The sequence below is a fragment of the Pseudomonas sp. genome (assembly GCF_030690725.1).
Taxonomy (GTDB): domain Bacteria; phylum Pseudomonadota; class Gammaproteobacteria; order Pseudomonadales; family Pseudomonadaceae; genus Aquipseudomonas.
Map to the genome: position 1 here is coordinate 104421 of NZ_JAUYGD010000065.1, position 26507 is coordinate 130927.

25 protein-coding genes and 1 pseudogene are annotated in these 26507 nt (G+C 62.4%); 7 read left to right on the top strand and 19 right to left on the bottom strand.

Going from position 1 to position 26507, the window contains the following annotated elements; genetic code table 11:
- Positions 1–107 precede the first annotated feature (107 nt).
- Complete coding sequence (trxA, locus tag Q8O69_RS15945) at positions 108–434, bottom strand: thioredoxin TrxA (RefSeq protein ID WP_090241426.1); 327 nt, start codon at positions 432–434, stop codon at positions 108–110.
- A gap of 279 nt (positions 435–713) precedes the next feature.
- Between trxA and ppx the strand changes: the two genes are divergently transcribed.
- On the top strand, positions 714–2216 hold the full coding sequence (gene ppx / locus Q8O69_RS15950; protein WP_305593230.1) for an exopolyphosphatase: 1503 nt from the start codon (positions 714–716) through the stop codon (positions 2214–2216).
- A 24-nt stretch (positions 2217–2240) separates the two neighbouring features.
- On the opposite strand, the gene ppk1 is transcribed toward ppx, so the two are convergent.
- From ppk1 to Q8O69_RS15965, 3 genes are all read right to left on the bottom strand, one after another.
- The gene (gene ppk1 / locus Q8O69_RS15955; RefSeq protein WP_305593231.1) at positions 2241–4445 is read right to left on the bottom strand and encodes a polyphosphate kinase 1; all 2205 of its coding nucleotides are present in this window, start codon (positions 4443–4445) and stop codon (positions 2241–2243) included.
- Positions 4446–4463: 18 nt separating this feature from the next.
- Positions 4464–5477 (bottom strand): porphobilinogen synthase, encoded by a 1014-nt coding sequence (gene hemB, locus Q8O69_RS15960; protein WP_275962124.1) that lies wholly within the window; start codon positions 5475–5477, stop codon positions 4464–4466.
- A gap of 245 nt (positions 5478–5722) precedes the next feature.
- Positions 5723–6958, bottom strand: a complete 1236-nt coding sequence (locus tag Q8O69_RS15965; RefSeq protein WP_305593232.1) for a sterol desaturase family protein — start codon at positions 6956–6958, stop codon at positions 5723–5725.
- Positions 6959–7278: 320 nt separating this feature from the next.
- Between Q8O69_RS15965 and elbB the strand changes: the two genes are divergently transcribed.
- Both elbB and Q8O69_RS15975 read left to right on the top strand, forming a co-directional pair.
- Positions 7279–7941, top strand: coding sequence for an isoprenoid biosynthesis glyoxalase ElbB (gene elbB / locus Q8O69_RS15970; RefSeq protein ID WP_305593233.1), 663 nt, complete (start codon positions 7279–7281; stop codon positions 7939–7941).
- Between the two features lie 136 nt (positions 7942–8077).
- Entirely contained in the window at positions 8078–8548 is a 471-nt protein-coding gene (locus Q8O69_RS15975; RefSeq protein WP_305593234.1) for a thioesterase family protein, read from the top strand.
- 3 nt (positions 8549–8551) lie between these two features.
- Here the strand turns inward: Q8O69_RS15975 and Q8O69_RS15980 are convergent, their stop codons facing one another.
- Positions 8552–9004 (bottom strand): YaiI/YqxD family protein, encoded by a 453-nt coding sequence (locus Q8O69_RS15980; RefSeq protein WP_305593235.1) that lies wholly within the window; start codon positions 9002–9004, stop codon positions 8552–8554.
- A gap of 63 nt (positions 9005–9067) precedes the next feature.
- A complete protein-coding gene (locus Q8O69_RS15985; RefSeq protein WP_305593236.1) occupies positions 9068–10960 on the bottom strand; it encodes a cytochrome c/FTR1 family iron permease in 1893 nt (630 codons plus the stop codon).
- Between the two features lie 121 nt (positions 10961–11081).
- Here Q8O69_RS15985 and Q8O69_RS15990 point away from each other — a divergent pair, with 121 nt between their 5' ends.
- On the top strand, positions 11082–11855 hold the full coding sequence (locus tag Q8O69_RS15990; protein WP_305593237.1) for an SDR family NAD(P)-dependent oxidoreductase: 774 nt from the start codon (positions 11082–11084) through the stop codon (positions 11853–11855).
- Positions 11856–11870: 15 nt separating this feature from the next.
- Here Q8O69_RS15990 and rhtB read toward each other — a convergent pair whose 3' ends face one another.
- From rhtB to Q8O69_RS16010, 4 genes are all read right to left on the bottom strand, one after another.
- Positions 11871–12500 (bottom strand): homoserine/homoserine lactone efflux protein, encoded by a 630-nt coding sequence (gene rhtB / locus Q8O69_RS15995; protein WP_305593238.1) that lies wholly within the window; start codon positions 12498–12500, stop codon positions 11871–11873.
- Between the two features lie 153 nt (positions 12501–12653).
- Complete coding sequence (locus Q8O69_RS16000) at positions 12654–13421, bottom strand: TerC family protein (RefSeq protein WP_275962117.1); 768 nt, start codon at positions 13419–13421, stop codon at positions 12654–12656.
- Positions 13422–13427: 6 nt separating this feature from the next.
- On the bottom strand, positions 13428–13982 hold the full coding sequence (locus Q8O69_RS16005; protein ID WP_371136159.1) for a mechanosensitive ion channel domain-containing protein: 555 nt from the start codon (positions 13980–13982) through the stop codon (positions 13428–13430).
- 29 nt (positions 13983–14011) lie between these two features.
- A complete protein-coding gene (locus Q8O69_RS16010; RefSeq protein WP_305593239.1) occupies positions 14012–15922 on the bottom strand; it encodes an ATP-binding cassette domain-containing protein in 1911 nt (636 codons plus the stop codon).
- A gap of 50 nt (positions 15923–15972) precedes the next feature.
- Between Q8O69_RS16010 and Q8O69_RS16015 the strand changes: the two genes are divergently transcribed.
- The gene (locus tag Q8O69_RS16015; RefSeq protein WP_305593240.1) at positions 15973–16437 is read left to right on the top strand and encodes a TIGR02444 family protein; all 465 of its coding nucleotides are present in this window, start codon (positions 15973–15975) and stop codon (positions 16435–16437) included.
- On the opposite strand, the gene Q8O69_RS16020 is transcribed toward Q8O69_RS16015, so the two are convergent.
- Positions 16434–17327, bottom strand: a complete 894-nt coding sequence (locus Q8O69_RS16020) for an AlgP family protein (protein ID WP_305593241.1) — start codon at positions 17325–17327, stop codon at positions 16434–16436. The two genes, Q8O69_RS16015 and Q8O69_RS16020, sit on opposite strands and share 4 nt — an antisense overlap.
- Positions 17328–17452: 125 nt before the next feature.
- On the opposite strand from Q8O69_RS16020, the gene Q8O69_RS16025 reads away from it, so the two are divergent.
- The gene (locus Q8O69_RS16025; RefSeq protein ID WP_305593242.1) at positions 17453–18097 is read left to right on the top strand and encodes an FKBP-type peptidyl-prolyl cis-trans isomerase; all 645 of its coding nucleotides are present in this window, start codon (positions 17453–17455) and stop codon (positions 18095–18097) included.
- Between the two features lie 12 nt (positions 18098–18109).
- On the opposite strand, the gene rsd is transcribed toward Q8O69_RS16025, so the two are convergent.
- From rsd to Q8O69_RS16065, 8 genes and pseudogenes are all read right to left on the bottom strand, one after another.
- Entirely contained in the window at positions 18110–18583 is a 474-nt protein-coding gene (rsd, locus tag Q8O69_RS16030; RefSeq protein WP_275962112.1) for a sigma D regulator, read from the bottom strand.
- A 196-nt stretch (positions 18584–18779) separates the two neighbouring features.
- A complete protein-coding gene (locus tag Q8O69_RS16035) occupies positions 18780–19322 on the bottom strand; it encodes a DUF3833 domain-containing protein (protein WP_305593243.1) in 543 nt (180 codons plus the stop codon).
- A 23-nt stretch (positions 19323–19345) separates the two neighbouring features.
- Positions 19346–20596 carry a heme biosynthesis HemY N-terminal domain-containing protein gene (locus Q8O69_RS16040; protein ID WP_305593244.1) on the bottom strand — a complete coding sequence of 417 codons (1251 nt, stop codon included), beginning with the start codon at positions 20594–20596 and terminating at the stop codon, positions 19346–19348.
- Complete coding sequence (locus Q8O69_RS16045; protein ID WP_371136160.1) at positions 20593–21798, bottom strand: uroporphyrinogen-III C-methyltransferase; 1206 nt, start codon at positions 21796–21798, stop codon at positions 20593–20595. Before Q8O69_RS16045 ends, Q8O69_RS16040 begins: the two co-directional genes overlap by 4 nt.
- Positions 21799–21831: 33 nt before the next feature.
- Positions 21832–22587, bottom strand: a pseudogene (locus Q8O69_RS16050) (uroporphyrinogen-III synthase); the annotation flags it as partial.
- Positions 22584–23522 carry a hydroxymethylbilane synthase gene (gene hemC / locus Q8O69_RS16055; protein ID WP_305593245.1) on the bottom strand — a complete coding sequence of 313 codons (939 nt, stop codon included), beginning with the start codon at positions 23520–23522 and terminating at the stop codon, positions 22584–22586. The gene hemC and the pseudogene Q8O69_RS16050, both read right to left, overlap by 4 nt.
- A 92-nt stretch (positions 23523–23614) precedes the next feature.
- Positions 23615–24361, bottom strand: a complete 747-nt coding sequence (locus Q8O69_RS16060; protein WP_160014938.1) for a LytTR family DNA-binding domain-containing protein — start codon at positions 24359–24361, stop codon at positions 23615–23617.
- Entirely contained in the window at positions 24358–25440 is a 1083-nt protein-coding gene (locus Q8O69_RS16065) for a sensor histidine kinase (protein ID WP_275962108.1), read from the bottom strand. The genes Q8O69_RS16060 and Q8O69_RS16065 overlap by 4 nt, the downstream gene beginning before the upstream one ends.
- 254 nt (positions 25441–25694) lie before the next feature.
- Here Q8O69_RS16065 and argH point away from each other — a divergent pair.
- Positions 25695–26507: argininosuccinate lyase (argH, locus tag Q8O69_RS16070; RefSeq protein WP_305593246.1), on the top strand; the 813-nt coding region annotated here is incomplete at its 3' end.

Consider the following 26507-nt stretch of genomic DNA (forward strand, 5'->3'; position numbering starts at 1 on the left):
AGCGAGGCCGAATGTAACACCGGTTTTATTCATACGTCTAGCGCCCAGACAGAAAAAAGCCCCGCAATGTGCAGGGCTTTCAGGGCTTGCTGCCGTCTCAGCGCAACTTAGATGTTGCTGTCGAGGAAGGCTGCCAGTTGCGACTTGGACAGTGCACCAACTTTAGTGGCTTCAACATTGCCGTTCTTGAACAGCATCAGCGTCGGGATGCCACGCACACCGAACTTAGGCGGGGTGTCCTGGTTTTCATCGATATTCAACTTACAGACTTTCAGTTTGCCCTGATAGGTCTGAGCGATCTCATCGAGCACCGGCGCGATCATTTTGCACGGGCCGCACCACTCAGCCCAGTAGTCGACCAGCACCGGACCCTCGGCCTGGAGAACATCCTGGTCGAAACTGGCATCGCTGACATTGGTGATGAATTCGCTCATGGAAAGTCTCCGAGTTCGTAAGCAAAAGATGGGCGACATCATAGCCCGGCTTTTCCCACACAGGAAGGCGGCGGCAATTGAGCTTCTCTATGGCCTAGTCACCAGCAAGCCGCGCAAAGGCCTGCGTCACAATTTATTCAGACGGCCGGCAAGCCCTGGCCGGCCGCCGCACGAGCCGTAGTGCAGCCGGCTTGGCCTGTACCTGCGACATCAGTATGCGTTGGCGGGGCCAGCCTATCGTGGCACGATGGCGCGGTTCCGCATTGAGATCGTTCTGCCATGCCGCATACCCCTGCCGAGTCTTTTCCTTTGATTGCAGCTATCGACCTGGGCTCCAACAGCTTCCATATGGTGCTGGCCAAAGCCGATCATGGCGAGATCCGCATCCTCGAACGCCTCGGCGACAAGGTCCAGTTGGCCGCTGGCATCGACGAGCAGCGCCTGCTCAGCGAAGAAGCCATGCAGCGCGGGCTCGATTGCTTGCGCCGCTTCGCCCAGCTGACCGCCAGCCTGCCGGAAGGCGCAGTGCGCGTGGTGGGCACCAATGCCCTGCGTGAGGCGCGCAACCGTGGCGAATTTATCCGCCGCGCCGAAGAAATTCTCGGCCACCCGGTGGAAGTCATCTCCGGGCGCGAAGAAGCGCGCCTGATCTACCTAGGCGTGTCGCACAGCATCGCAGACACCCCAGGCAAGCGTTTGGTCGCCGATATTGGCGGCGGCAGTACCGAGTTCATCATCGGCCAGCGCTTCGAGCCACTGCTGCGCGAAAGCCTGCAAATGGGCTGCGTCAGCTTTACCCAGCGTTTCTTCAAGGACGGCAAGATCACCCCGGCGCGTTACGCCCAGGCCTACACAGCGGCGCGGCTGGAGATCATGGGCATTGAGCATGCTCTGCGCCGCCTGGGCTGGGAAGACGCGGTGGGCGCATCCGGCACAATAAAGGCCATCGGCCTGACCATTCAAGCGGCGGGCCTTGGCGCAGGCGAAGTAAACGCCCAGGGTCTGGCCTGGCTGAAACGCAAAGTATTCAAGGCTGGCGAGGTGGAAAAGCTCGACCTCGACGGCATCAAGCCAGATCGCCGAGGCATCTTCCCGGCGGGCCTGGCGATTCTCGAAGCGATCTTCGATGCCTGTGATATCCAGCGCATGAGCCATTCCGAAGGCGCGCTGCGTGAAGGCGTGCTGTACGACCTGCTGGGCCGCCATCAGCATGAAGACGTGCGTGAACGCACGCTGAGCTCGCTGATGGAGCGCTATCACGTCGATCTGGAGCAGGCTGCACGAGTCGAGAGCAAGGCGCTCTCGGCGCTGGAGAAGGTGGCCAACGATTGGCAACTGGAAGATGACTGGCACCGCGAGCTGCTCAGCTGGGCGGCCAAGGTGCATGAAGTCGGCCTGGACATCGCCCACTACCAGTACCACAAGCACGGCGCCTACCTGGTCGAGCATTCGGACCTGTCCGGCTTCTCGCGTCAGGACCAGCAGATGCTCGCGCTACTGATACGCGGCCATCGGCGCAATATCCCCAAGGACAAATTTGCCGACTTCGGCGCCGAAGGCGTCAAGCTGATCCGCCTGTGCGTGCTGCTGCGTTTTGCCATCCTGTTCCACCACATCCGTGGCACCCAGGAAATGCCCAACGTACAGCTCAAGGCCGCCGAACAGCGTCTGGAGATTCAGTTTCCCGAAGGCTGGCTGGAGAGCAACCCGCTGACCCAGGCAGATTTCACCCAGGAAGCGGAGTGGCTCAAACGTATCGGTATCGAACTGAGCGTGAGCTGACGCTCACGCCCCATTCCGCCCTGTTTAGCGTGCGCTGATCAGCGGCGCAGTCAGCTTCTCCAGCAGGCCAGCCTGCGCGCTGCGCGGGTTCTGGTTACCGCTCGGGCTGGTACGCAGGTAACGCCCATCTGACTGCAGCACCCAGGCCTGGGTGTTGTCGGTCAGGTAGCTTTCCAGCTCCTTCTTGACCCGCAGAATCAGCTTCTTGCCTTCCACCGGGAAGCAGGTCTCGACGCGCTTGTCGAGGTTGCGCTCCATCCAGTCGGCGCTGGACAGGTAGATCTTCTCCTCGCCGCCATTGGAGAAATAGAACACCCGCGTGTGCTCCAGGAAGCGGCCGATGATCGAGCGCACCTGGATATTGTGCGAAACCCCGACAATCCCCGGACGCAGGCAGCACATGCCGCGCACCACCAGATCGATCTTCACCCCGGTCTGGCTGGCCTTGTACAGCGCGCGGATGATCTTCGGATCGGTCAGCGAGTTGAACTTGGCGATGATATGCGCCGGCTTGCCCTCGGACGCCAGAGCAGTTTCGCGGGCGATCATGTCGAGCAGGGTCTTTTTCAGGGTAAACGGCGCGTGCAGCAGCTTCTTCATGCGCAGGGTCTTGCCCATGCCAATCAGCTGACTGAATAGCTTGGACACGTCCTCGCACAGCGCCGCATCGGCGGTGAGCAGGCTGTAGTCGGTGTACAGCTTGGCGTTGCCGGCGTGGTAGTTGCCAGTACCCAGGTGTGCGTAACGGACGATATCGCCGGCCTCGCGGCGCAGAATCAGCATCATCTTGGCGTGGGTCTTGAAGCCCACCACGCCGTAGATCACCACCGCACCGGCAGCCTGCAGACGGCTGGCCAGTTGCAGGTTGGACTCTTCATCGAAGCGCGCGCGCAGCTCGATCACCGCCGTGACTTCCTTGCCGTTACGCGCCGCCTCGACCAGCGCATCGACGATCTCCGAGTTGGCTCCGGAGCGATACAGGGTTTGCTTGATCGCCAGCACGTGCGGGTCTTTCGCCGCCTGACGCAGCAGGTCGACCACCGGGGTAAACGACTCGAAGGGGTGCAGCAGGAGGATGTCCTGCTTGCTGACCACGCTGAAAATGTTCTCGGCGTTCTGCAATAGCTTGGGGATCACCGGGGTGAACGGCGTGTATTGCAGCTCCGGATGGCTTTCCAGACCGGTGATGCTGAACAGGCGGGTCAGGTTGACCGGACCATTGACCCGATACAGCTCGGCCTCGGTCAGGCTGAACTGCTTGAGCAGGTAATCCAGCAGCGGCCGTGGGCAGGTGTCGACCACTTCCAGGCGCACCGCATCGCCGTAACGACGGCTGAACAGCTCGCCACGCAGGGCGCGGGCCAGGTCTTCGACGTCCTCGGTGTCCACCGACAGGTCGGCGTTACGGGTCAAGCGGAACTGGTAGCAACCCTTAACCTTCATGCCTTGGAACAGGTCATCGGCGTGGGCGTGAATCATCGAGGAGAGGAACACGAAGTTGTCGCCAGGGCCGCCGACATCCTCCGGCACCTTGATGATGCGTGGCAGCAGACGCGGCGCCGGGATAATCGCCAGACCGGAGTCGCGGCCGAAGGCGTCGATGCCTTCCAGCTCGACGATAAAGTTCAGGCTCTTGTTCACCAGCAGCGGGAACGGGTGCGTCGGGTCGAGGCCGATCGGGGTGATGATTGGCGCGATCTCGTCGCGGAAATAACGGCGTACCCAGGCCTTGTGCTTGGCCGTCCAGAAGCGCCGGCGGATAAAATTGACGTTGTGCTTGGCCAGCGCCGGGAACAGGTTGTCGTTGAGGATGGCGTACTGGCGGTCCACCTGCTCGTGCACCAGCTCGGCAATCCGCGCCAGCGCCTGGTGCGGCTGCAAGCCATCGGCACCGGCCTGTTCGCGGGCGAAGTTGATCTGCTTCTTCAGGCCGGCCACGCGGATCTCGAAGAACTCATCCAGGTTGCTGGAGAAGATCAGCAGAAACTTCAGCCGTTCCAGCAACGGATAGGACTCATCCAGCGCCTGTTCCAGCACGCGGATATTGAATTGCAGCTGCGACAGCTCGCGGTGAATGTACAGGCTGCTGTCATCCAGGTTATGGATCACCACAGGCGCAGGTACGACCGGCGCTGGGGCCTCGATGACAGGGGGTTCCACGGCTACAACCTCATCGACGACCGGCTGGGCGTCTTGCAATTCAGGGGTACTGAGTCCTTCGGTGTTCATTACAAAGTCCTGGCGGGGCTATTGCCCCTGCTTCAGCAGTTCTGCCGCGCGCACGGCGAAATAAGTCAGGATGCCATCGGCACCCGCACGTTTGAAGGCAGTCAGTGATTCGAGAATCACCGCCTCGCCCAACCAACCATTTTCAATAGCCGCCATATGCATGGCGTACTCACCGCTGACCTGATAGACAAAGGTCGGCACCTTGAATTCCGCTTTGACCCGCCAGAGGATGTCCAGGTAGGGCATGCCCGGCTTGACCATGACCATATCGGCGCCTTCGGCCAGATCGGCGGCCACTTCATGCAGCGCTTCGTCGCCATTGGCCGGGTCCATCTGGTAGCTGGCCTTGTTGGCCTTGCCCAGATTGGCTGCCGAACCCACCGCATCGCGGAAGGGGCCGTAGTAGGCGCTGGCGTACTTGGCCGAGTAGGCCATGATCCGCACATTGCTGTGATCGGCCAGTTCCAGCGCCTCACGGATCGCCTGCACGCGACCATCCATCATGTCCGAGGGCGCCACCACCTGAGCACCGGCAGCGGCATGGGACAGCGCCTGTTTGACCAGCGCATCGACGGTAACGTCGTTCTGCACATAGCCGGACTCATCGAGGATGCCGTCCTGGCCATGGGTGGTGAACGGGTCCAGCGCCACATCGCTGATCACCCCCAGCTCGGGGAACTTGGCGCGCAGGGCACGGATGGCGCGCTGGGCGATGCCGTCCGGGTTCCAGGCTTCTTCAGCCAGCAGGGACTTCTTCTCCAACGGCGTCACCGGGAACAGTGCCAGCGCCGGAATACCCAGGGCCACCCAGTGCTCGGCTTCCTTGAGCAGCAGGTCGATGGACAGACGCTCGACACCGGGCATCGAGGCAATCGCTTCGCGGCGGTTTTCCCCGTCGAGGACGAACACCGGCAGAATCAGGTCGTCGACACTCAGGCGGTTTTCCCGCACCAGACGCCGGGAAAAATCATCACGGCGGTTGCGACGCAGGCGAGTGGCAGGAAACAGGCGATTGGCGGGGGTAAAGCTCACGGCAGGCTCCGAAGCCCGTAGCAACGGGCAAGTGTGACAGTTATAAGCGGCCATTATGACCAAAGTATGACAACACACGACAGCGCTGCGACCGCTTGCCGCAAGCCCAACCAGCATAGCGCCGCAACTATGGCGAAGATATGTTGCACGCGTATGCACCACAGCCGTTTTCCCGACCCGGAAAGCACAACGGTGGAGCAGGCCTGCACCTGTCCACCGTTATGGGCTCCTACTATGAATAACCTTTAGGCGGGTACGACATCCTGCCCGCGCGGGGTCCAGAACAAGGCGCCCAGGCTGAGCAGGCTATAGCCCAACAGCAGCGCCCAGAGCAGTGGCTGAGCGCTCAGCAGGCCAAGCTGCAGGGCCAGCCAGGCCGCCGGCAGGTTGAGCAGCAGACGCAGCATTTCCCAGCGCCTGGCCGTCGGCCGGTTTTCCAGCCAGCTGCCGATGATCGTCAGCCCCACGGCCATCCAGACGATGCCCAGCAGCGCCTGCGCCAGATTCAGTGTGTCGCCCATGCCCAGCAGCACGGTGCCGGCCACCACGTAGAGGCTGAACTGCACACCGGCATAGAGCTTCTGCGCCAGGCTCAACGGCACGTCAAATTTGACGAACTGGCTGAGGTCCGGCTTGCTCTGCGGGTACTTGGCCGCGACATCGGCCGGGCGCCAGCCGGTGCGCATAAACCAGATGCGCAGCTTGTCCCACCAGGACTCGGCGCGCACCGCATCACGCCACAGCGCGACATAGAACTGCGCATTGGCCCACAGCGGGTTCCAGCTGGCCAGCGGCGTGGTCACGCCGAACACCACCGGATCTTCATCCAGCTCCTCCTGAAAGGTGCCGAACAACCGATCCCAGAGAATGAACACGCCGCCGTAATTGCGATCCATATACACAGCATTCTGCGCATGGTGCACGCGGTGGTTGGAGGGGGTGATAAAGAACCACTCGAACCAGCCCAGTTTGGGAATATGCCGGGTATGCACCCAGAACTGATAAAGCAGGTTCAACGCCGCCACGGTGAGGAATACCAACGGCGGCACGCCGATCAGCGCCATCGGCAGGTAGAAGATCCAGCCGAAGATGAAACCAGTACTGGTCTGCCGCAGTGCGGTGGAAAGGTTGTAGTCCTCGCTCTGATGGTGCACCGAGTGCGCGGCCCAGAGCACATTGCGCTCATGGCCCAGGCGGTGGTTCCAGTAGTAGCAGAAGTCGTAAAAGACAAAGGCGAACAGCCAGACCCACAGGCTGCTGGCCGATAAATCGAACACACCGAAATGCTGCCAGGCCAGGGTGTAGGTGAGCAGACCGACGGCTTTGGTCAGCAGGCCCACGGTGGTCGACAGCACCCCAGCGCTGAGACTGTTGAGCGCATCGGAGAAGCGGTAGGTGCTGACCCCGCGCCAGCGGTCGAGCAACAGTTCCAGGGCGATCAAGGCAAAGAAGAACGGTACGGCATAAAGGATGTAATTCATGGTTTCACCGGTTGCATAGAATCGCCATATCGCTGCACGAGGCTAACGGCTAGGATTGCTGAATAAATCCTAGCCCAGCGCCACATCCGCCTCGCGGCGCGCCATGCCAACCTAAGTGGCATATGGCGACAGCTAGAACCGTTACGACCTGCTGCGCGTCGGCCCTGCTGCGTTAAAAACAGGCTCGGAATGCTCATGTACAAAAGTACACTCCGCTTCCTCGCCTATTTTTGCCTTGCAGTGCTCTAGCTCGCGAGATCGTGAATAAAGCTCAAAGGACATGACTCAACCCGATACGGCTGGCAATTCAGGAGAACTTGATGAACAAGAAAGTCGCGGTGATTCTTTCCGGCTGTGGCGTCTATGACGGCGCGGAAATCCATGAAAGCGTGATCACCCTGCTGCGTCTCGATCAGCGCGGCGCACTGGTGCAGTGCTTTGCCCCCAATGTGCCGCAGCTGCATGTGGTCGATCACTACAGTGGCGACGAAATGGACGACACGCGCAACGTACTGGTCGAGTCGGCGCGCATCGCCCGCGGCAAGATCAAGGACGTCAAGGAGCTGCATGTCGGCGACTTCGATGCGCTGATCATGCCCGGCGGCTTCGGCGTGGCGAAAAACCTTTCTGACTTCGCCATCAGCGGCGCCAACTGCACCGTGCAGGCCGATGTGCTGAGCGCTACCCGCGCCTTCGTTGCCGCCGGCAAGCCGGTGGGTCTGATGTGCATCGCCCCGGCGCTGGCGGCGAAAATCTTCGGCAGCGGCGTGATCTGCACCATCGGCAAGGACCACGAAACGGCGGCCACTCTGGTGCAAATGGGCGCCGAGCACCATGAGTGCGAAGTCAGCGAGATCGTCGAAGACGCCGAGCGCAAGCTGGTGACCACCCCGGCCTATATGCTCGCCCAGTCGATCAGCGAAGCCGCCTCGGGGATCAACAAGCTGGTGGATCGCGTGCTCGAGCTTAGCCACCCGGTCTAAGTCTGCGGCCTGATCAGCCACCGATCAGGCCGATAGCACGCCAATCACGCCAATGCGCGCGGTACTCCGGCCGCGCCACTGGTCAGATCGGCCGCAGTGCGGCAGGTTGAGCTTCCCCTCGCCCAGGCACGCCCCCATGAGCAACCCACCGTTCGAGCTGACCGCCGAGCTGCAGCAAGCAGTCAGCAGCTTCTTCCAGCGCATCCCCTTCAATCAGGTGCTCGGCATCGAGCTGGATGAGCTAAGCGCCCAGCGCGTGACCATGCACCTGCCGATGAAGCCCGAGCTGATCGGCAACTTCGTCCACGGCATTCTGCATGGCGGGGTGATTTCCTCGCTGCTGGATGTGGCTGGCGGCGCCATGGCGCTGATTGGCGCATTCGACAAACACCAGCACCTGTCCAGCGCCGAGCGCATGGCGCGGCTGTCCAAGCTCGGCACCATCGACCTGCGCATCGATTACCTGCGCCCCGGCCGTGGCCAGCGCTTTACCGCTACCGCCGTGCTGCTGCGTACCGGCAACAAGGTCGCGGTGGTGCGTAGCGAACTGCACAGCGATGACGGCACCCTGGTGGCCGTCGGCACCGGCACCTACCTGTGTGGCTAACAGCTAAGCACGCTGCAAACGGGTGAGGATGCGGTCCAGTGCATTGGCGAACGCCTGCTTGTCGCGCTCGCCATACGGCGGCTGGCCGCCGCCGACCTGACCCAGCTCACGCAGCTCGGTAAACAGGTTACGCACCGCCAGCTTGTCGCCCATATTGCGCTCATCAAACTCGCGGCCGCGCGGGTCGAGGGCCGCCACGCCTTTCTTCACCAGACGGTCGGCCAGCGGCACGTCGCTGCAGATCACCAGCTCACCCGGCAGCGCATGCTCCACCAGGTAATCATCCGCCGCATCCGGGCCGCTGGGCACCACGATCAGCCGCACGCAGCTGTAGGCCGGTTTGATTTGCGCCTGGCCCGCTACCAACAGCACCTCGAAGCGCCGCTTCAAGGCGAACTTAACCACCTGATCCTTGGCCGCCTTGGGGCAGGCATCGGCATCAATCCAGACTCGCATCACCCAGCACTCTCCAGAGGCAACAAAACCGGCATGTTAAGCCATGCCGGCAGTAGCTGCGCTTCACGCCTGAGACAGACGGCGACGCTCGCCCAGCCAGCTGCGGCCATAAAGCAGCGCAATGGCCGCCAGCGCCGTGGCCTGGGCCGCAAGACTGTAGGCATCATCGTGAATACCCAGCCAGTCGAACTCGAAGAATGCCACCGGCCGTGTGCCGAGCACCCCGGCTTCCTGCAGGGCCGCGACGCCGTGGCCGGCAAACACCACCGAAAGCACACAGAGCAGCACGGCATTGACGCCGAAGAAGGTCGCCAGCGGCAGTTTGCGCGAGCCGCGCAGAATCACCCAGGCCAAACCAAGCAGCAGCACCAGCGCTGCGGCTGCGCCAGCCAGGACCATGCCATGGCCTTGCGGGCCGGCCTGCAGCCAGAGGGTTTCATAGAACAGGATGACTTCGAACAACTCGCGGTACACCGAGAAGAATGCCAGCACGGCAAAGCCAAAACGCCCGCCACCGCCAACCAGGCTGCTCTTGATGTAATCCTGCCAGGCCGCCGCATGCCGGCGGTCATGCATCCACACGCCGAGCCAGAGCACCATCACGCTGGCAAACAGTGCGGTCACACCTTCGAGCAGTTCACGCTGCGCGCCGCTGACATCGATCAGGTAGGCCGCCAATGCCCAGGTGCCAGCGCCGGCCAGCAGCGCCAGGCCCCAGCCGATATGCACACTGCGCACCGCCTGCTGCTGACCGGTGTTGCGCAAAAAGGCGAGGATCGCCGCCAACACCAGAATCGCCTCCAGCCCTTCACGCAGCAGAATCAGCAGGCTGGAAAAGAAACTCAGTGAGTCCGACAGGCCATCGCTGTCGAGCAAGGCCGCCGAGGCCGCCAGCTCGGCCTTAGCCTGCTCCAGCCGCTGCGCAGCCTGCGGCACCGACAGACCATCCTGCAGCGCCTGACGGTAAGCCATCAGCGCACGCTCGGTGGTCTTGCGCTGCACCGAGTCAAGGTTATCCAGGGCACTTTCGACCAGCTCGAAGCCTTCCAGATAAGCGCCGACGGACAGGTCGTAGGCCTGCTCATGATCACCGGCGCGGTAGGCGGCCAGGCTCTGCTCCAGGGTCGCGCGGGTGTGTTCGATCAATTGCAGCGGGCCGCGCTGCTGCACCGGCGGCTGGGCACGCTGGATGCGGAAGCGTGCGGCCGCCTCATCACCCTGCGCGGCCGCCACTTCATCCGGGGTCGTGCCGGCCAGTGTCGCCATACTGAACGGCTCGCCTGCGGTAACCGGCTCGGCACTGAAGCCAGCGATATAACTGGCCAGATCCCAGCGCTGGCGTTCATCCAGCTGATCGGCAAAAGCAGCCATATCGGTGCCATCGATGCCCAGGCCGATGCTGTTGAACAAGTCATACAGGCTTAACCGATTGAGCCGCGCCAGGTCGCGCAGGTTGGCTGGCGGCGGTTCCAGGCCGATACCCGCCGGCCCGTCGCCCGCGCCGCTGTCGCCGTGGCACACGCTGCAATGCTGGGCAAACAGCGGCGCGCCACGGATGGGGTCGGGGGTGATGGCCGGCGTCTGGCTGACGCCATAGGCCGTGGCCAGGGTCGCGGCCAACTGCCGCGCCTGCTGCGCGACCTGGCTGCCCTCGACACGCTGTTCAATGCCCTGGCGCAGGCTGGCTACGCCTTGCTCCAGCTCGGCCTGTTCGCTACGCGCTGGCAGCGCAACGATCAGGCCTTGCAGTACAGTAAGAAACTCCAGCTGCTCGCGGTATTCGCCGGAGTCGATCACCTGACCATTGACCACGGTGGTCGGGTAGTCAGCGCCCAGGTAACCAAGCAGATGCAGAGCTTGCGCCGCGCCCTCGATGGGCTCGGCCATAACAGCCAGGCTGCACAGTGCCAACACGGGCACCAGCAACCAGCTGCAGAAACGCAATACGAAAGTCATATAGGAGTTGATCCCAAATACGAATGGATGACATTCGATTGTTACCCTCCTAACGACTTTCCTCAACCTTTGATCGACCACGGCCCGCGACGGATCGTCGCAACGGCGCAGGAGTGATGCGATGAGTTTTTGGCAACGCCTGGATGAACCGGCGCATGTCGTGGTCTGTGGCGCCAGCCGGGGGATTGGCCTGGCCCTTACCACACAAGTGCTCGCCCGCGCCGATGTCGCCGAGGTCTGGGCCATCGCCCGCCAGGCCACTCAGGCGCCCGGCCTGCTTGAGCTGACAGCGCAATATGGCCAACGCCTGCACTGTCTGGATGTGGATGTATGCGATGAACAGGCGCTAAGCGAGCTGGCCGCACATTTGCGCACCGCCATTGCGCGTCTGCATCTGCTGCTATGCACGGTTGGCGTGCTGCAGGACGGCGTGGCAAAGGCCGAGAAGGGTTTGGCGCAGATCAATCTTGAGGGGCTGATGGCGACCTTTCAGCGCAACAGCTTTGCGCCGATTCTGCTGCTCAAGCACCTGCTGCCGCTGCTCCGTGGTCAGCATGCCTGCACCGTGGCGGCGCTGTCGGCGCGGGTCGGTTCGATTGGCGACAACCGCCTCGGCGGCTGGTACAGCTACCGCGCCAGCAAGGCTGCGCTGAATCAGCTGCTGCACACCGCGAGCATCGAGTTGAGCCGGCTTAACCCCAACAGCTGCGTGCTCAGCCTGCATCCTGGTACGACCGACACCGCACTGTCGAAACCCTTTCAGGCCAATGTGCCGGCAGACAAGCTGTTTACCCCGAGCTATTCAGCCGAGTGCCTGCTGGCGCAGATCGAACAGCACGGCCCGGCGCAGACTGGCACGTTCTGGGGCTGGGACGGCCAGCCGATCCCCTGGTAGCAATACCAACGCAGTTCAGACCGGCGCGCGGCGCACGCTGGCAAGCAGTGCCGCCGCGCCGACAAACAGCGCGCCAAAGGTACGGTTCATCAGCTTCTGCTGACGCGGCGAACGCAGCGCGCCCAGCACCCGTGCAGCCAGGCCGGTATAGCCGGCCATCACGATCAGGTCGACGCAGATCATGGTCACGCCCATCACCAGATACTGGCTCAGCAACGGGGCTTGCGGGTTAAGGAACTGCGGTAGCACCGCGAGCATAAAGACGATGGCCTTGGGGTTGCTGAAGTTGACCAGAAAGCCGCGCAGCACCAGGGTCAGCGGGCGGCCGATAGGCCGCTCGGTCTGCGCGGTCATATCACTGGGCAGCGCCTGCCACTGGCGATAGCCGAGGTACACCAGATAGACCACGCCAAACCATTTGATCAGGCTAAAGGCCAGCTCCGACGCCGCCAGAATCGCCCCGACACCGGCGGCCACAATGGCGATCTGCAAGGCCAGGCCCAGCTGCAGGCCCAAGGCATTCCAGTAACCGCGTAGAAAGCCGTACTGCAGCCCGGCCGACATCGAAGCAATCGCCCCCGCGCCCGGCGACAGGCTGATGACCCAACAGGCCACAAAGAACGCAAGCCAGGTTTCCAGTGCCATGGCAGATACCTCAAACAGAAAATAAAAAAATGAAGGGATCATTTTTTAACGTCGCATAGCGACGGCCCGTAGGGTGGCCGCCAAGGATGGCGGCCATAAAAAGGGGCAGGCCGCTAGCCTACCCCTTGTTGGGTTACTCGCCCAGCCAGCTAATCAGTCCGGCGAACCCTTACGCAGTTGCACCGGCTCCAGCTCTGCTTCTTTGCGGGCCCGTGCGCGGGCCACGCGCATGCGGATATTGACGGCTTCCACCGCCAAGGAGAAGGCCATGGCGAAGTACACATAGCCCTTCGGCACATGCACGCCGAAGGCTTCGGCGACCAGCACGGTACCGACCACGATAAGGAACGACAGGGCGAGTATTTTCAGGCTCGGGTGCTTGTCGATAAAGTCGCTGATGGTGCCGGCAGAGAGCATCATCACGATCACCGAAATCACAATGGCCGCGACCATGACTGGCACGTTGTCGACCAGGCCGACTGCAGTGATCACCGAGTCCAGGGAGAAGACGATGTCGATAATCGCGATCTGCACGATGATGCCCATAAAGCCGTAGGCCTTGCCGCCTGCGGTCTGAGCTTCTTCTTCGCCTTCCAGGCTGTGGAAGATCTCCGCCGTGCTCTTCCACAACAGGAACAGACCACCGAAGAGCAAAATCAGATCACGCCCGGAGAAGCCTTGATCGAACACATGGAACAGGTCGGCCGTCAGGCGCATCACCCAACTGATCGACAGCAGCAGCAGAATCCGCGTGCCCATCGCCAACGCCAGGCCGAAGAAGCGCGCCTTGGGTTGTTGATGCTTGGGCAGACGGCTGACCAGGATCGAGATAAAGATGATGTTGTCGATGCCCAGGACAATTTCCAGGGCGGTCAGGGTCAGAAACGCGACCCAGAGTTCAGGGCTGGCCAGCCATTCCATAATTGCTTAAACCTCAGTATTACGCGGCGTAGGGAGTTCGCCATTGCGCCAGCGGCGCACGGCTTTCTGAAAAAACAGGCTATTGGGAATCTGCACCCAGGCGCCGGGGGCATCACCGCTGAGATCTTCCAGGGTGGTATAGAACAGGTTGATCGCCACGACCCGCCCGCGCACGCCAGGTTTATCGGCGCTTTCCAGCACCTCGACGCAATCGCCAATGCGAAACGGCCCCATGGCAAAGATCAGCAGCGCACAGAACATGTTGGACAACACGCTCCAGATGGCGAAGAAGGCCACTGCAGCCACGGCGGCAAAGCCGGTGAGCGCGGTCCACAGCACCTGCGCGGACACCCCCAGGCGTTCCAGCACCAGCATGAAGGCGCTACCGAGAATCAACCAGCGCAGCAGGCCGCGCAGCGGCATCAGCAATTCGGCCGGCAACTGCGGGTAGCGGTTGCCCAGACGAGTGATGCCACGGGTGAGAATGCGCTGGAACAGCCAGGCCAGCAGCACAATCAGGATCACCTGACCGGTGCGCAGCAACGGCTCTTGCCAGGTCATCAGCCATTCCAGGGTCGGCAGGGTGATGTTCAACTGGCGGCCTCCAGCTCGGCTTGCAAGGCTTCGAGGGTTTCCAGCGCGAGCATCCAGCGTTCTTCCAGATCGGCTTCGCGGCTTTTCAGCTTGGCCTGTTCGGCCAGAGCGTCACGCAGCTCGTCTTTGCGCGCAGCGTCGTAGATATCGCTGTCACCCAAGCGGGCTTCGACGGCGGCAAGCTTCTCGTGCAGCTGACCCAGCTCTTTCTCCAGCTTGTCGGCTTCGCGCTTGTGCGGCGCCAATTGCTGACGCAGGGCTGCAGCAGCCTGACGCTGAACGCGCTTGTCGGCTTTATCCGGATTGCTTTCGCCACTGCTGGTCGGCGCCTGCCGGGTGCGGTAATCCACCAGCCAGCGGGCGTAGTCTTCCAGATCACCGTCGAACGGCTGCACCAGACCATCGGCGACCAGAAGGAACTCGTCGGTGGTGCTTTTCAGCAGATGGCGATCGTGGGACACCACCACCACGGCACCGGAAAATTCCTGCAGCGCCATGGTCAGCGCCAGGCGCATTTCCAGGTCGAGGTGGTTGGTTGGCTCATCGAGCAGCAACAGGTTGGGTTTGCCCCAGGCGATCAGCGCCAAAGCCAGGCGGGCTTTCTCACCGCCAGAAAAATTCAGCACCGGCTCATCGCAGCGCGGGCCGCGGAAGTCGAAACCACCGAGGAAGTCGCGCAGGGTCTGCTCGCGCTCGGTTGGCGCCAGGCGCTGGAAATGCAGCAGCGGGCTGGCCTTGTCATCCAGGGCATCGAGCTGATGCTGGGCAAAGTAACCGACCACCAGATTCTCGCCGCGCTGCAGATGGCCACTGATGGGTTGCAGTTCGTTCGACAGGTTTTTGATCAGGGTCGACTTACCCGCGCCATTCGGCCCGAGCAGGCCCAGGCGCGCGCCGGGGGCGAGGTTCAATTTGACCTTCTCCAGCACCACCTTGTCGCCATAACCCAGGCGGCCTTCGCTAAGGCTGAGCAGCGGGCTGGAGATCTTGTCGGCCTCGCGGAAGCTGAAGTCGAACGGCGAATCAACATGCGCGGCCGACAGCTCTTCCATGCGTTCCAGCGCCTTGATCCGGCTCTGCGCCTGGCGCGCCTTGGTGGCCTGGGCCTTGAAGCGGGCGATGTACTTTTCCATGTGCGCGCGCTGCACCTGCTGCTTCTCGTACGCCTGCTGCTGCTGCGCCAGCCGCTCGGCACGGGTGCGCTCGAAGGCCGAATAGCCGCCGCGATACAGGGTCAGTTTCTGCTGATCGAGGTGGGCAACGTGGTCCACTACGGCATCCAGGAAATCGCGGTCATGGGAGATCAGCAGCAAGGTACCGGGGTAACCTTTCAGCCAGCTTTCCAGCCAGAGAATCGCATCGAGATCGAGGTGGTTGGTCGGCTCATCGAGCAGCAGCAGGTCGGACGGGCACATCAGCGCCTGCGCGAGGTTCAGGCGCATGCGCCAGCCGCCGGAGAAGTCGCCGACACGGCGATCCATCTGCGTACTGTCGAAACCCAGGCCAGCGAGCAGCTTGCGCGCTCGGGCATCGGCACTGTAGCCGTCGAGGGTGTCGAGCTCTGTGTGCAAGCGCGCCACGGCAGCGCCGTCATGTGCCGCTTCGGCCACGGCCAGTTCGGCCTGCACCTTGCGCAGTTGCAGGTCGCCATCGAGCACATAGTCGACCGCCTGGCGCTCGACCGCATCGATCTCCTGGCGCATATGCGCGACGCGCCAGTCGGCGGGAATCAGGCAATCGCCCGCGTCCGCACTCAGCTCGCCACGAAACAGGGCAAACAGGCTGGATTTGCCGGCGCCGTTGGCGCCGATCAGGCCGGCTTTGTGGCCGGGGTGCAGGGTCATCTCGGCGTCTTCTAGCAGACGCTGAGGGCCACGCTGTAAAGTCAGGTTCTGGAGTCGGATCATAATGGCGGCGGAGTCTACCAGAGTCCCTTTAGAGAAACCCGGAAAGCACCATGCCTACTGACCTGTGGCGATTCGCCGAAGCACTGTATCAACGCCCTGGCGTCGAGGCCGCGTGCCTGCTGTTGCAAACGCAAGGTGCAGATGTGTGCCTGCTGCTCTGCGCCGCCTGGCTGGAAACCCGCAAGATCACCTGCAACGACGAACGCGTCACGACGCTGAAAAATCTGGCGCAGCCCTGGCAACAGCAGGTGGTGGTGCCGCTACGCCAATTGCGCCAGAGCTGGCGCGAACAGGCGCAGAGCGATAATGCCCTGGCGCAATTACGTGAACAGATCAAAAAACTGGAGCTGGCCGCAGAACGCGTGCAGCTGGAACGCTTGGCGGCGTGCACTCAAGACTGGTCAAGCCACGCGGTGAACGCGCCGCTGAACTGGCTGGAACGGTTGGCGCCCCAGCCCGGCAACCGCGATGCGCTGCAAACGCTGCGCATCGCGGCGGCACACCTCAGCGCTTAAACAGCGCTTGGCGGGGTGCTGCCATTGCTGCCGGCAGGTGCAGCAGGCGCTTCGGCAACCGCAGCCTTGGCAACCACTGGCTTGGCAGCAGCCGGTTTTGCAGCGGGCTTGGCGGCTGGTTTTTTCGCAGCAGGCTTCGCCACGGGTTTCGCCGCAGGTTTTGCGGCCGGCTTGGCGGCTGGCGCCTTTTTCACTGTGGGCTTAGCGGCTGCCTTGGCAGGCTGCGCGGCCGGCTTGCTCGCCGCCGGTTTGGCCGTACTGGCCGCTGCTGGTTTCTTCACCGCAGGTTTGGCCGGTGCCTTAGCTGCAGGTTTTGCTGCAGCGGGGGCTTTGCTTGCAGCCTTGGCTGGTGCCTTTGCAGCCGGTTTGGCGGGCGCTTTAGCGGCAGGTTTAGCCGCTGGTTTGCTGGCAGCTGGCTTGGCCGGGGCTTTGGTCGCGACCGGCTTGGCAGCCGGTTTAACTGCAGCAGCCTTGGTCGAACGGCTGTCCAGCGCTTTGCCTACGGCTTCTTTAACCTTGCCAACGCCCTGGGCCAGTTTCAGGCTTTCCTGGGCATCGCGCTTGAGGCCGGCGATATAGGTGCGGGTTTCGCTCTGACGATCTTTCAGGGTATCGAGCAGCTGCTCCAGTTCCGCCACAGCTTCTTTACCTTTGGCCTGAGCCTTGGCTTTGCCGGCGACCGCTGCATCCTGCATTTTGCTGCGGGCTTTATGCAGTTTTTCCTGGGCCTTGCCGCGTTGCTTTTCCAGCTTGGCGAGCAGCTTCTCGGCATCAACCAAAGCGCGGGTGCAGGCATCTTCAAGATGCTCAAGCAGGCTGCTGGAAAGTTGCTGCAACAGGTGCAGCGGGGTACTCACTGATTTCTTCTTTGCATTCTTTGTAGCCGACATGACTCGCCTCCTGGCGGATGAAGATGGCGTCATACTAGACCTCCTTTTGCCCGCCTTGCCACCTCGCGCATTGAGCTTGCGAGCCTGGCTGGCATAATCGGCGCACCTTAGGCCGGAGAACACCCATGCCACGTTTCGCCTTGCTACTGCTCTGCCTGCTCGCGCCGCTGTCTCAGGCACATGAGCATTCCCACGACCTGGCTTATAGCCTGGGGGTAAAACTCGGTGAGCGGCTGCGCGATGAAGTGCCGGACCTGGAGCTGCAAGCGCTGCTCGACGGCCTGCGCCAGGCCTATCGTAACGAGCCGCTGGCGCTGGATGCCAAGCGTATCGAAAGCCTGCTGGCCGAGCATGAAGCGCAGCTGGCCAACGCGCCGGAACGCATCGAAAAAGCCAAGACCGCCGAGCAGCGCTTTCTCGCTACGGAGAAAGCCAAGGCCGGCATGCGTGTATTGCAGGACGGCGTGCTGATGCAGGAACTGCGCGCCGGCAGCGGCCGTAAACCCGGCGCTAAGGATCGCATTCAGGTGCGCTATATCGGTTTTCTCGCGGATGGCAGCCAGTTTGACGAAAGTCAGACCGCGCAGTGGTTTCGCCTGGACAGTGTGATCGCCGGCTGGCGCAGCGCATTGCAGCAGATGCCGGTAGGCGCGCAGTGGCGCTTGGTGATTCCGTCGGCGCAGGCGTATGGCGAAGAAGGTGCAGGGGATTTGATTCCGCCCTACTCGCCCCTGGTGTTCGAGCTGGAGCTGCTCGACACCAAGGAGTAACGCATCAGCGCATCAGAGGGCAGGCGCGGCCTGTTCCTGATGGGCGTTGTGCAGGACTTCGATCAGGCAGTCCTCCAGCTCGAAACGCTCGTGCAGCAACTGACCGAGACGTTTCAGCTCATCGAGCAGCGATACCGAATCATGGCAATCACCATTGTCGCAGCGGTCGTTGAAGGCCAGCGCCACTTCGGTGATCACCTCGATACGTGGGTAGATCTGCTTGGCCAGATCAAGACCACGCTGATCACCAAAAGCCTTGGCTTCGCTGGTCAGCTGCTCGTAGACCTCGAAGTGGCCAGCGGATACGTAATCGACGAGGATTTCGCAAAAGCGCTGCAGGGCTTCAGCATTAGCGCTCGGCGCTTGCGGCGAGCTGTTGATGGCGGCATAGGCATGCACCAGCTCTTTGCGCTCTTGCAGCCAGCGGTCGATCAGCAGGTGAACCCCACCCCAACGTTCCTGGGCGTTCTGACAACTCTCGAGCATGATGACCTCTACTTCCCTATTGCTATTAGTGTTGTACGCCCGCATCGAGACAGATTTTTGTCAGTCCGTGCAAGGTCTGGGAAGACAACCGTGAAACGGCAACTTTCCGGCGGTATCTGTGAGCCAGATTATTCCCGCAGGCTTAGGCCTTCAAGGTAGCTCTGGAGAAAATTTCATACAAGCGTTTAACCGGCAGCTACTCGGCCCTCTCAGCCGCAGCGGGCTTATAAAAGCTCAGCGTGACCTGGCCAAGATCAATGCCCCACTTCGACATACGCGCCCGGTTGAGCATCACCTGGCCATCCATCAGGAACATCCAGTCATCAAAATCAACCACATAGGTTGAGTCATCGACCTTCAGCCGCAGCTGGTAACGCCAGTGCAAGGCATTGCCGGCGACCTCACCGACAGCTTCGCCGACCACATCATCCGCAGTGCCTCGCCAACTGCCGTCGGCCTGCTTGGTCAGGGTCCAGACGCGCCTCTCGGTGCTGCCATCGCTGTAGGTAAAGCGCTCGTCGAGCACGCCCACATCGCCATCCCAGGTGCCGGTCATGGCCACATGGAAGCGCTTGACCACCTCACCGGAGCGGTTCTGGAACATGCCCCAGGCCTGCAAGTCGCCATTGAAGTAATCGTTCAGCTCCAGGCGCGGCTGTTCGCTGGCGTAATCATTCACCTGCGGGCCGGCACAACCCGCCAACAGCGCCACCAGACAACAAATCAACAGCGTCCGCATAAGCACCTCAATAAACGGCTAAATCAAGTCGCCGCAGGCAAAACCGGCGTACACAAGCGCGCATCAAGCAGGCGCAGACCTTCCTGATACAGGCTGTTGCTGCGCTCCAGCTCGCCCAGTTGCGCCAACAGACGGGCCAGCTCGGCGCAGGTTTCCGGATGACGCTGGAAGCTCAGACTGCTCTCCAGGTAATCCTTGGCCTTACCCCAAAGCTGGCTGTGCAGACACAGCCGCCCCAACGTCAGCAACAGGCCGGCATCCTGCGGATGCTGCTTCAACCAGCCCTCGGCCGCCTGCAACTGCTTGCCCAGATCACGCCCATGCAACAAGCCGTAGAGGCGCACCAGGGCAGTGTCGTAATGCTGTTTCAAGAAATGCCGCAGCAGCTCTTCCGCCTCGGCTTCGGCACCCAGTTGGCGCAGTTGCTCGGCATACACCGCCAGTAGCTCGGGCACCTGATGCTGCGCCGAGGACATGGCCTGCCAGACTTGCTGCAACGCCAGCAGCGCCACCTGAGCATCGCCGTCAACCGGCCGCGCGGCCTGCAGCAAGCGGCCACGCCAGGCCTGCCGCTCAAGCTCACTCAGCTCGGCATTGCCTAAGGCTTTCTCCTTGCGCAGATCAGGCAGCAACCCAAGCAGGGCCGACCAATCGCCCGACTGCAGGTAGAGTTGCTGCAGCTGACGCAACACCAGGTGATGGTGCGGATGACGCGAGCGCATGGCTTGCAGGGTATCCAGCGCCGCATCGGTCTGCCCACGCGCCAGTTGCAGCTCAGCATGTTGCAGGGCAATTGCCAGCTCCGCCTGCGGTTGGCGATTAAGCGCCTGCTCCAGCAGATCATCGCTGTCGCTGTGATGACCCAGCTGATGCGCAGCGCGTGCGGCGCCCAGGTAATAGCTCAAGGGCTGCGGCGAGCTGCTGGCCGCCTGCTTAAGATGACGCAGGGCACGTGCCCAGCGGCCTTCAGCAAGGTCGAGAAAGCCTTGCTCGGACGCCAGTCGCACGCGGCGACGGCTGTGCAGGCGTGACCAGGGATTGAGCAGGCCGCCGGATGTGACCAGCAGCCGTACACTTAAACGCAGCAGATAAATCAACAGCCAAATCACCAACACCAGGGCGACAAAGGCCCACAGGCTGGATTCATAGCGAAAGCCCTGAAAGGCAATCAGCACATAGCCCTTGTGCTCGGCCAGTGGCAGACCGAACAGCACCAGGCTGGCGACGCCGGCAACCACCGCCAGAGTCAGCAGCAACCAGTAGAGGCGCTTCATTGCAGTGCCTCCTGCAGTTGCGCCTCGACATCATCACTGGCCGCTGCGGCGGGTTCAGCCTCGATCTGCTGCTGGCTGCGCGCGGCCTGCTTGGCCTGCATATAAGCCTGCACGGCATTCAGCGTCGGGCTGAGGTCCGGTGGCGTCACCGCGATTGGCCGCTCGGCCAGCTCATCAATGCGCGCGCGCAGAGCGCGGCTATTGGGATTGTCCACATCGAAGTGCGCATCCAGCACTTCACGCGCCTGTTGCAGGGCCTGCTGGTACACCGCCGTCTGGCCGTGCAAGGCGCCCCACTGCGCCTGCTCCAGCGCCAGGCTGAGAGCCAGGCGCACCTGGGTCAGGCTCTGGCCGGCGAGCACAGGGCGAATATTGCGGTCGGCGTTGAAATCGATGCGGAAGTATTCCGACAAGGTTTGCAGGCCACGCTGCCACCATTGCGGCTCCATCACGCCCTCGGCAGCCAGCTCGCTGAGCACGCCACCCTCGCCGCTGAAGCTTGGGGCCAGGGCATTGAGTTGCGCCACCTGCTCGCGCAATGCACCGAGTTGCAGAAACAACCCGGTACGGTCCGGGTTGGCGGTGGAGCGCAGCGCTTGCAGGCTCTTGGCCAATTGCTCGCGGGCGGCAAATGCGGCGGGGTCATCCTGCTCATGGAGGATTTCATCGGCGGCCTGCACCAGTGCGGTGGCGCTGTTGATGTCCTGCAAGGCAGACAGACGCAGGCTGGCCAGACGCAGCAGATGCTCGGCCTCGGCCAGGCGCCAGTCCTGACGGCTGGCACCGAGTACGGTTTCCAGACGCTGATTGAGCAGTTGCTGATCGCCCTGCAGCTGAATCAGCAGCCGGCGGCGGGTTTCCAGCTCTTCGACGCTTGGCAGCTGACCCAGCCGCGCCTCTAACTTTTTGCCGGTCTGCGCCAGGCTTTGCGCCTCATTACGCGCCTCCTGCAACTGGCCTTGCTGTTGTTGCTCGCGAGCGTCCAGCGCCTGCAACTGCCACAGCCCCCAACCGCCCGCACCAGCGCCAGCCGCCGCAACCAACAAGGCCAGCAACGCCAGGCCGTTGCCACGCGAAGCCGGCTTGCTCGCGGCCGGTGGCGTAACCGGCAACGCAGCGGCGGCATCCGCCGGCACCGGCTGCTGTTGTTTCACCTCAGGATCGTTCGGGGCTTGCTCTTTCGGGGTAGTTGCTTCGCTCACGTATCCATCCTTTGCGTCAGAGATCGGGGCAGGTTGCGCCTGCAAGGCTGCCAGCAACGCCGCGGCACTCGCGCCACGGCAGTCCACAACAAATTGTGCACCCGCTGCACGGGCCATCTCGGCAACTCGCGGGCTGGGTACAAACAAGGGTAGCCGGGCCAGGTCGGCCCAGGCGTCAGCGGCCAGCTCGCGCAAATGCACAAAGCCCTGCCCACTGCTGACCACCAGCGCGTTCAGGCGTTCAGCCTGAATGCGTTCGGCGAGCGCAGCCGGCGGGTAATCCGGCAGCACCCGGCGATACAGTGGCAGATAGTCCACCTGCACGCCTTGGCCGCGCAAGCGCTCGGCCAGTAACTCTCGGCCACCCTCGCCGCGCAGAATCAATACCCGCGGATTGGTGGCGACCGTCAGCGCCTGCTGTAACTGCGGCAGGGCGAGCAGTGCCTCGCTGTCATCGGCCTCTTCCGGGTAATGCACCTGCAGGCCATGCTCACGGAGAATCTGCGCCGTGGCCGCGCCGACGCTGAACCAGGCTTGCTCGGCAGGCACTGACACTTGATAGCGATCCAGCAGATCAAGCGCCAGCCGCGCCGCGGGCTTGCTCACCACGATCACCGCGCAGTAGCGTTGCAGATCGGCAAACGTGGCGCGTTGTTCGGCACTCTCGCTCAGCGTCTCGATGGCCAACAACGGCAAGCTGCTGCTGTAGACGCCCTGCTCGGCCAAAGTTGCTGCCAGCGCAGCCGACTCCTGGGCCGGGCGCGTCAGCAGCACACGCCATGCACTCACTCGGCAGCGGCCTCGCCATAGACGGCTTGCAGAATGGCTGCAGCGCCCTGGGCCAGCAGGGCTTCAGCCACCTGCACACCCAGCTGCTCGGCCTGGGCAATCGGCGCACGGTTTTCCGCCCGCAACAGCAGGCCGCCATCCGGCTGACCGACCAGGCCGCGCAACCACAGCTGCTCACCTTCGAGTACCGCGTAGCAAGCGATTGGCACCTGGCAGCCGCCATTCAGGTGTTTGTTCAACGCACGCTCGGCGGTCACCCGCAGCGCGGTATCACGGTGATGCAGAGGCGCCAGCAGGGCGTGGATCTCACTGTCAGCCGTGCGGCATTCAATACCCACCGCGCCCTGACCACCCGCCGGCAGGCTGTCTTCCGCTCTGATCGAGGAGCGGATGCGTTCTTCGAAACCCAGACGAATCAGCCCAGCTGCGGCAAGGATAATGGCGTCGTACTCACCGGCATCCAGCTTGGCCAAGCGAGTGTTGACGTTGCCGCGCAGAAACTGGATTTTCAGATCCGGACGGCGCGCCAGCAACTGGGCCTGACGGCGCAGGCTGGAGGTGCCGACCACGCTGCCTAGGGGCAATGCATCAAGGCTGGCGTAGGTGTTGGAAACGAAGGCATCGCGCGGATCTTCCCGCTCGCAGATGCAGTACAGACCCAGGCCTTCGGGGAAGTCCATCGGTACATCCTTCATCGAATGCACGGCGATGTCGGCCTGATTCTCCAGCATCGCGGTTTCCAGCTCTTTGACAAACAGGCCCTTGCCGCCAATCTTCGCCAGCGGCGCGTCGAGCAGCTTGTCGCCACGGCTGACCATGGGCACCAGGCTGACCTTGAGGCCAGGGTGCGCCTGCTCCAGGCGGGCTTTGACGTGTTCGGCCTGCCACAGGGCCAGGGCACTTTTACGGGTGGCGATGCGGATTTCGCGAGACATGGGCAATTCCAGAAAACGAACTGCCGGGGATAATAACAGGCTGGCCCAGATCAGGCCTGCGACCCGGAGTCATCCGGATCGCCCGGTCGACCTCAGAGGTTGTGCATCAGCTTGCGCACCCCGGCAACATGCCGGCGGCTGACAATCAGCGCTTCCTCGTTCATGCCCTTGAGGAACAGCTGAAAATGCCCAAGCGGCGTGCGCTGCAGGCGCTCGATACGCTCACGGGCGACCAGTGCATTGCGGTGGATACGCACAAAGCGATCACCAAATTCGTCTTCCAGGGCTTTCAGTGGTTCATCCAGCAGCACTTCGCCGCCAGCGTGACGCAGGGTCACGTATTTGTGGTCGGCAATAAAGTAGATCACCTGATCCAGCGGAATCAGCTCGATGCCCTTACGGGTGCGCGCACTGATATGGCTGCGCGGACCGCCACCGCTGTCTACCGCAGGACGGGTCAGGGCAGCCAGTTGTACGCGGTTGGGTCGCTCGGCTTTCTTCAGCGCCTCGCTAAGGCTTTCCGCGCGCACCGGCTTGACCAGATAACCCACAGCACTGACCTGGAAGGCTTCCAGGGCAAACTCATCATGGGCGGTGCAGAAAATCACGGCCGGCGGCGCCTCACGCTCACACAGTCTGGCAGCCACCTGCAGGCCATCCAGGCCCGGCATGCGGATATCCAGCAACACCACGTCCGGCTTCAGGCTGTCGATCAGGCTCAGGGCCTCCTCGCCGTTACTGGCTGCGGGTTCAAGCACGCGATAGCCATCGAGTTCGCCCACCATGCGGCTCAGGCGCTCTCGGGCCAGGGGTTCATCATCGACAATCAGGACATTCATAATGCACGGGCTTCCTGCTTGGGTCTCGCACAAGGATAGCGTAGACAAGTGAAGTGGCGTCCGTCACGGCGCTCTACGCTGAGACTGGCCCGCGGCCCGAAAAGTGCCACCAGCCGTGCATCGATGTTGGTCAGCGCCTGATGCGTGCCGCGCGATGGCGGCTGCTCGCCTAGTTGTTCGTATGGATTGCTCACGCACAGCTGGAATACCCCCTCGTGATAACTCGCCTCGACCCGCACCAGACCGCCCTCAATGCGCGGCTGAATGCCGTAGATCAAGGCGTTTTCCAGTAAGGGCTGCAGCGTCAGTTGTGGAATCGGCAGATCATCCGGCACATCGACAATCTCCCACTGCAACTGTAGACGCTCGCCGAGCCGATAGCGCTCAATCGATAAATATCGTTGTGCCAGCTCCAGTTCTTCGCGCCAGGGCACCAGGCTGCCGGGCTTGGCCAGGCTGGCGCGGAACAGATCGGAGAGATCAAGCACCGCCTGCTCGGCCTTGTACGGGTCGACCACCACCAGGCTGGCAATGCTGTTCAGGCTGTTGAACAGAAAGTGCGGACGAATACGCGCCTGCAGCGATTCGATACGCGCGCGCAGCTCAGCCTGCTCCTGCTTGCGCCACTGGCTCTGCAGGTAGAAATAGCGCAGCAGCAGCGCCGACATGATCAGACTGATCAAGGCATGGCGCAGGTACAGATTGACCTCGCCGGTGCGCGGCAGTGGTCCGCCCAGCTCGTAGTAATCCGCCACGGCGGTGCAGATCAGGCTCAGGGTGACCACAATCGCGCAGCACAAGGCGCCGGCCGTGGCTGCCGGCATGCGCGCCATCAACGGGCGCAGGCGGCACAGCACGGCGGCCGAGAGCAGCACGATCCATTGCACAAACAGTGAAGTCAGCGCCAGGCGCACCCAATCGAAGCCCGGCAGCATCGGCTCGGACAGCACCAGCACCAGCACCAGCAACTCCGCCAGCAGCACCATGCTCAGCAGGGCTTCTGGCTGGCAAAGCTCGGGCACGAAGAAGTCATCGACCAGTGGTGGTTGTTTTTCTGATAAAGCACTTTTTATTTTCATCGCCGCAGTTTCCGCGTGACCCGCCCCAGCAGCAAGATAGACAGCTGCGACCGGGCAAAATAAAGCACCGAAATGCTCCCGCCGCGATAAAACTGTGAACGGCGCAACATTGCTCTACTGCAGCCTAGCTGCGCCCACCGACAAAGCGACGCGGCGAATTTGCCGGCCAGCCTGTTATTATCGGCGCACTTTTCCGTCTTGCCGGCCGCCCCAGCGCGGCCAGCCCGTTTTAGCGCACCAGCCGAGCGAAGCCCATGAGCACTGAAAAAACCAACCAATCCTGGGGCGGCCGCTTCAGCGAGCCAGTCGATGCCTTTGTTGCCCGCTTTACCGCCTCCGTCGAATTCGACAAGCGCCTGTACCGCCACGACATCATGGGCTCCATCGCCCACGCCACCATGCTGGCAAAGGTCGGCGTGCTGAGCGATGCCGAGCGCGATGCCATCGTCGACGGTCTGACGCAAATTCAAAGCGAGATCGAAGCCGGCCAGTTCGACTGGCGCGTCGACCTGGAAGACGTGCACATGAACATCGAAGCGCGCCTGACCGACCGCATCGGCGTCACCGGCAAGAAGCTGCACACCGGGCGTAGCCGCAACGACCAGGTGGCTACCGATATCCGCCTGTGGCTGCGTGACGAGATCGACCTGATTCTGGCCGAGATCACTCGCCTGCAGCAGGGTTTGCTGGAACAGGCTGAGCGTGAAGCCGAAACCATCATGCCCGGTTTCACCCACCTGCAAACCGCGCAGCCGGTGACCTTCGGGCATCACCTTTTGGCCTGGTTCGAAATGCTTAGCCGCGACTACGAGCGCCTGGTCGATTGCCGCAAGCGCACCAACCGCATGCCCCTGGGCTCGGCGGCGCTGGCCGGCACCACCTACCCGATTCAGCGCGAAGTCACTGCTCAGTTGCTCGGTTTCGACGCCGTAGGCGGCAACTCGCTGGATGGTGTGTCGGATCGCGATTTCGCCATCGAATTCTGCGCCGCCGCCTCGATTGCCATGATGCACCTGTCGCACAGGGCGACGCCGAAGCGCTTCGGGGATCGCTCAGCCCGACTGAAC

Bases quoted from the DNA above. Each gene is read 5' to 3' on its own strand.
- Q8O69_RS15990 (WP_305593237.1), top strand. From the start codon at position 11,082: ATGAGTTTTTGGCAACGCCTGGATGAACCGGCGCATGTCGTGGTCTGT.
- Q8O69_RS16000 (WP_275962117.1), bottom strand. From the start codon at position 13,421: ATGGAATGGCTGGCCAGCCCTGAACTCTGGGTCGCGTTTCTGACCCTG.
- Q8O69_RS15975 (WP_305593234.1), top strand. From the start codon at position 8,078: ATGAGCAACCCACCGTTCGAGCTGACCGCCGAGCTGCAGCAAGCAGTC.
- Q8O69_RS16015 (WP_305593240.1), top strand. From the start codon at position 15,973: ATGCCTACTGACCTGTGGCGATTCGCCGAAGCACTGTATCAACGCCCT.
- Q8O69_RS16010 (WP_305593239.1), bottom strand. From the start codon at position 15,922: ATGATCCGACTCCAGAACCTGACTTTACAGCGTGGCCCTCAGCGTCTG.
- elbB (WP_305593233.1), top strand. From the start codon at position 7,279: ATGAACAAGAAAGTCGCGGTGATTCTTTCCGGCTGTGGCGTCTATGAC.
- Q8O69_RS16040 (WP_305593244.1), bottom strand. From the start codon at position 20,596: ATGAAGCGCCTCTACTGGTTGCTGCTGACTCTGGCGGTGGTTGCCGGC.
- Q8O69_RS16025 (WP_305593242.1), top strand. From the start codon at position 17,453: ATGCCACGTTTCGCCTTGCTACTGCTCTGCCTGCTCGCGCCGCTGTCT.
- ppk1 (WP_305593231.1), bottom strand. From the start codon at position 4,445: ATGAACACCGAAGGACTCAGTACCCCTGAATTGCAAGACGCCCAGCCG.
- rsd (WP_275962112.1), bottom strand. From the start codon at position 18,583: ATGCTCGAGAGTTGTCAGAACGCCCAGGAACGTTGGGGTGGGGTTCAC.
- ppx (WP_305593230.1), top strand. From the start codon at position 714: ATGCCGCATACCCCTGCCGAGTCTTTTCCTTTGATTGCAGCTATCGAC.
- Q8O69_RS15965 (WP_305593232.1), bottom strand. From the start codon at position 6,958: ATGAATTACATCCTTTATGCCGTACCGTTCTTCTTTGCCTTGATCGCC.
- Q8O69_RS16065 (WP_275962108.1), bottom strand. From the start codon at position 25,440: ATGAAAATAAAAAGTGCTTTATCAGAAAAACAACCACCACTGGTCGAT.
- Q8O69_RS15985 (WP_305593236.1), bottom strand. From the start codon at position 10,960: ATGACTTTCGTATTGCGTTTCTGCAGCTGGTTGCTGGTGCCCGTGTTG.
- trxA (WP_090241426.1), bottom strand. From the start codon at position 434: ATGAGCGAATTCATCACCAATGTCAGCGATGCCAGTTTCGACCAGGAT.
- Q8O69_RS16005 (WP_371136159.1), bottom strand. From the start codon at position 13,982: ATGACCTGGCAAGAGCCGTTGCTGCGCACCGGTCAGGTGATCCTGATT.
- Q8O69_RS16060 (WP_160014938.1), bottom strand. From the start codon at position 24,361: ATGAATGTCCTGATTGTCGATGATGAACCCCTGGCCCGAGAGCGCCTG.
- Q8O69_RS16020 (WP_305593241.1), bottom strand. From the start codon at position 17,327: ATGTCGGCTACAAAGAATGCAAAGAAGAAATCAGTGAGTACCCCGCTG.
- Q8O69_RS16035 (WP_305593243.1), bottom strand. From the start codon at position 19,322: ATGCGGACGCTGTTGATTTGTTGTCTGGTGGCGCTGTTGGCGGGTTGT.
- rhtB (WP_305593238.1), bottom strand. From the start codon at position 12,500: ATGGCACTGGAAACCTGGCTTGCGTTCTTTGTGGCCTGTTGGGTCATC.
- Q8O69_RS15980 (WP_305593235.1), bottom strand. From the start codon at position 9,004: ATGCGAGTCTGGATTGATGCCGATGCCTGCCCCAAGGCGGCCAAGGAT.
- hemC (WP_305593245.1), bottom strand. From the start codon at position 23,522: ATGTCTCGCGAAATCCGCATCGCCACCCGTAAAAGTGCCCTGGCCCTG.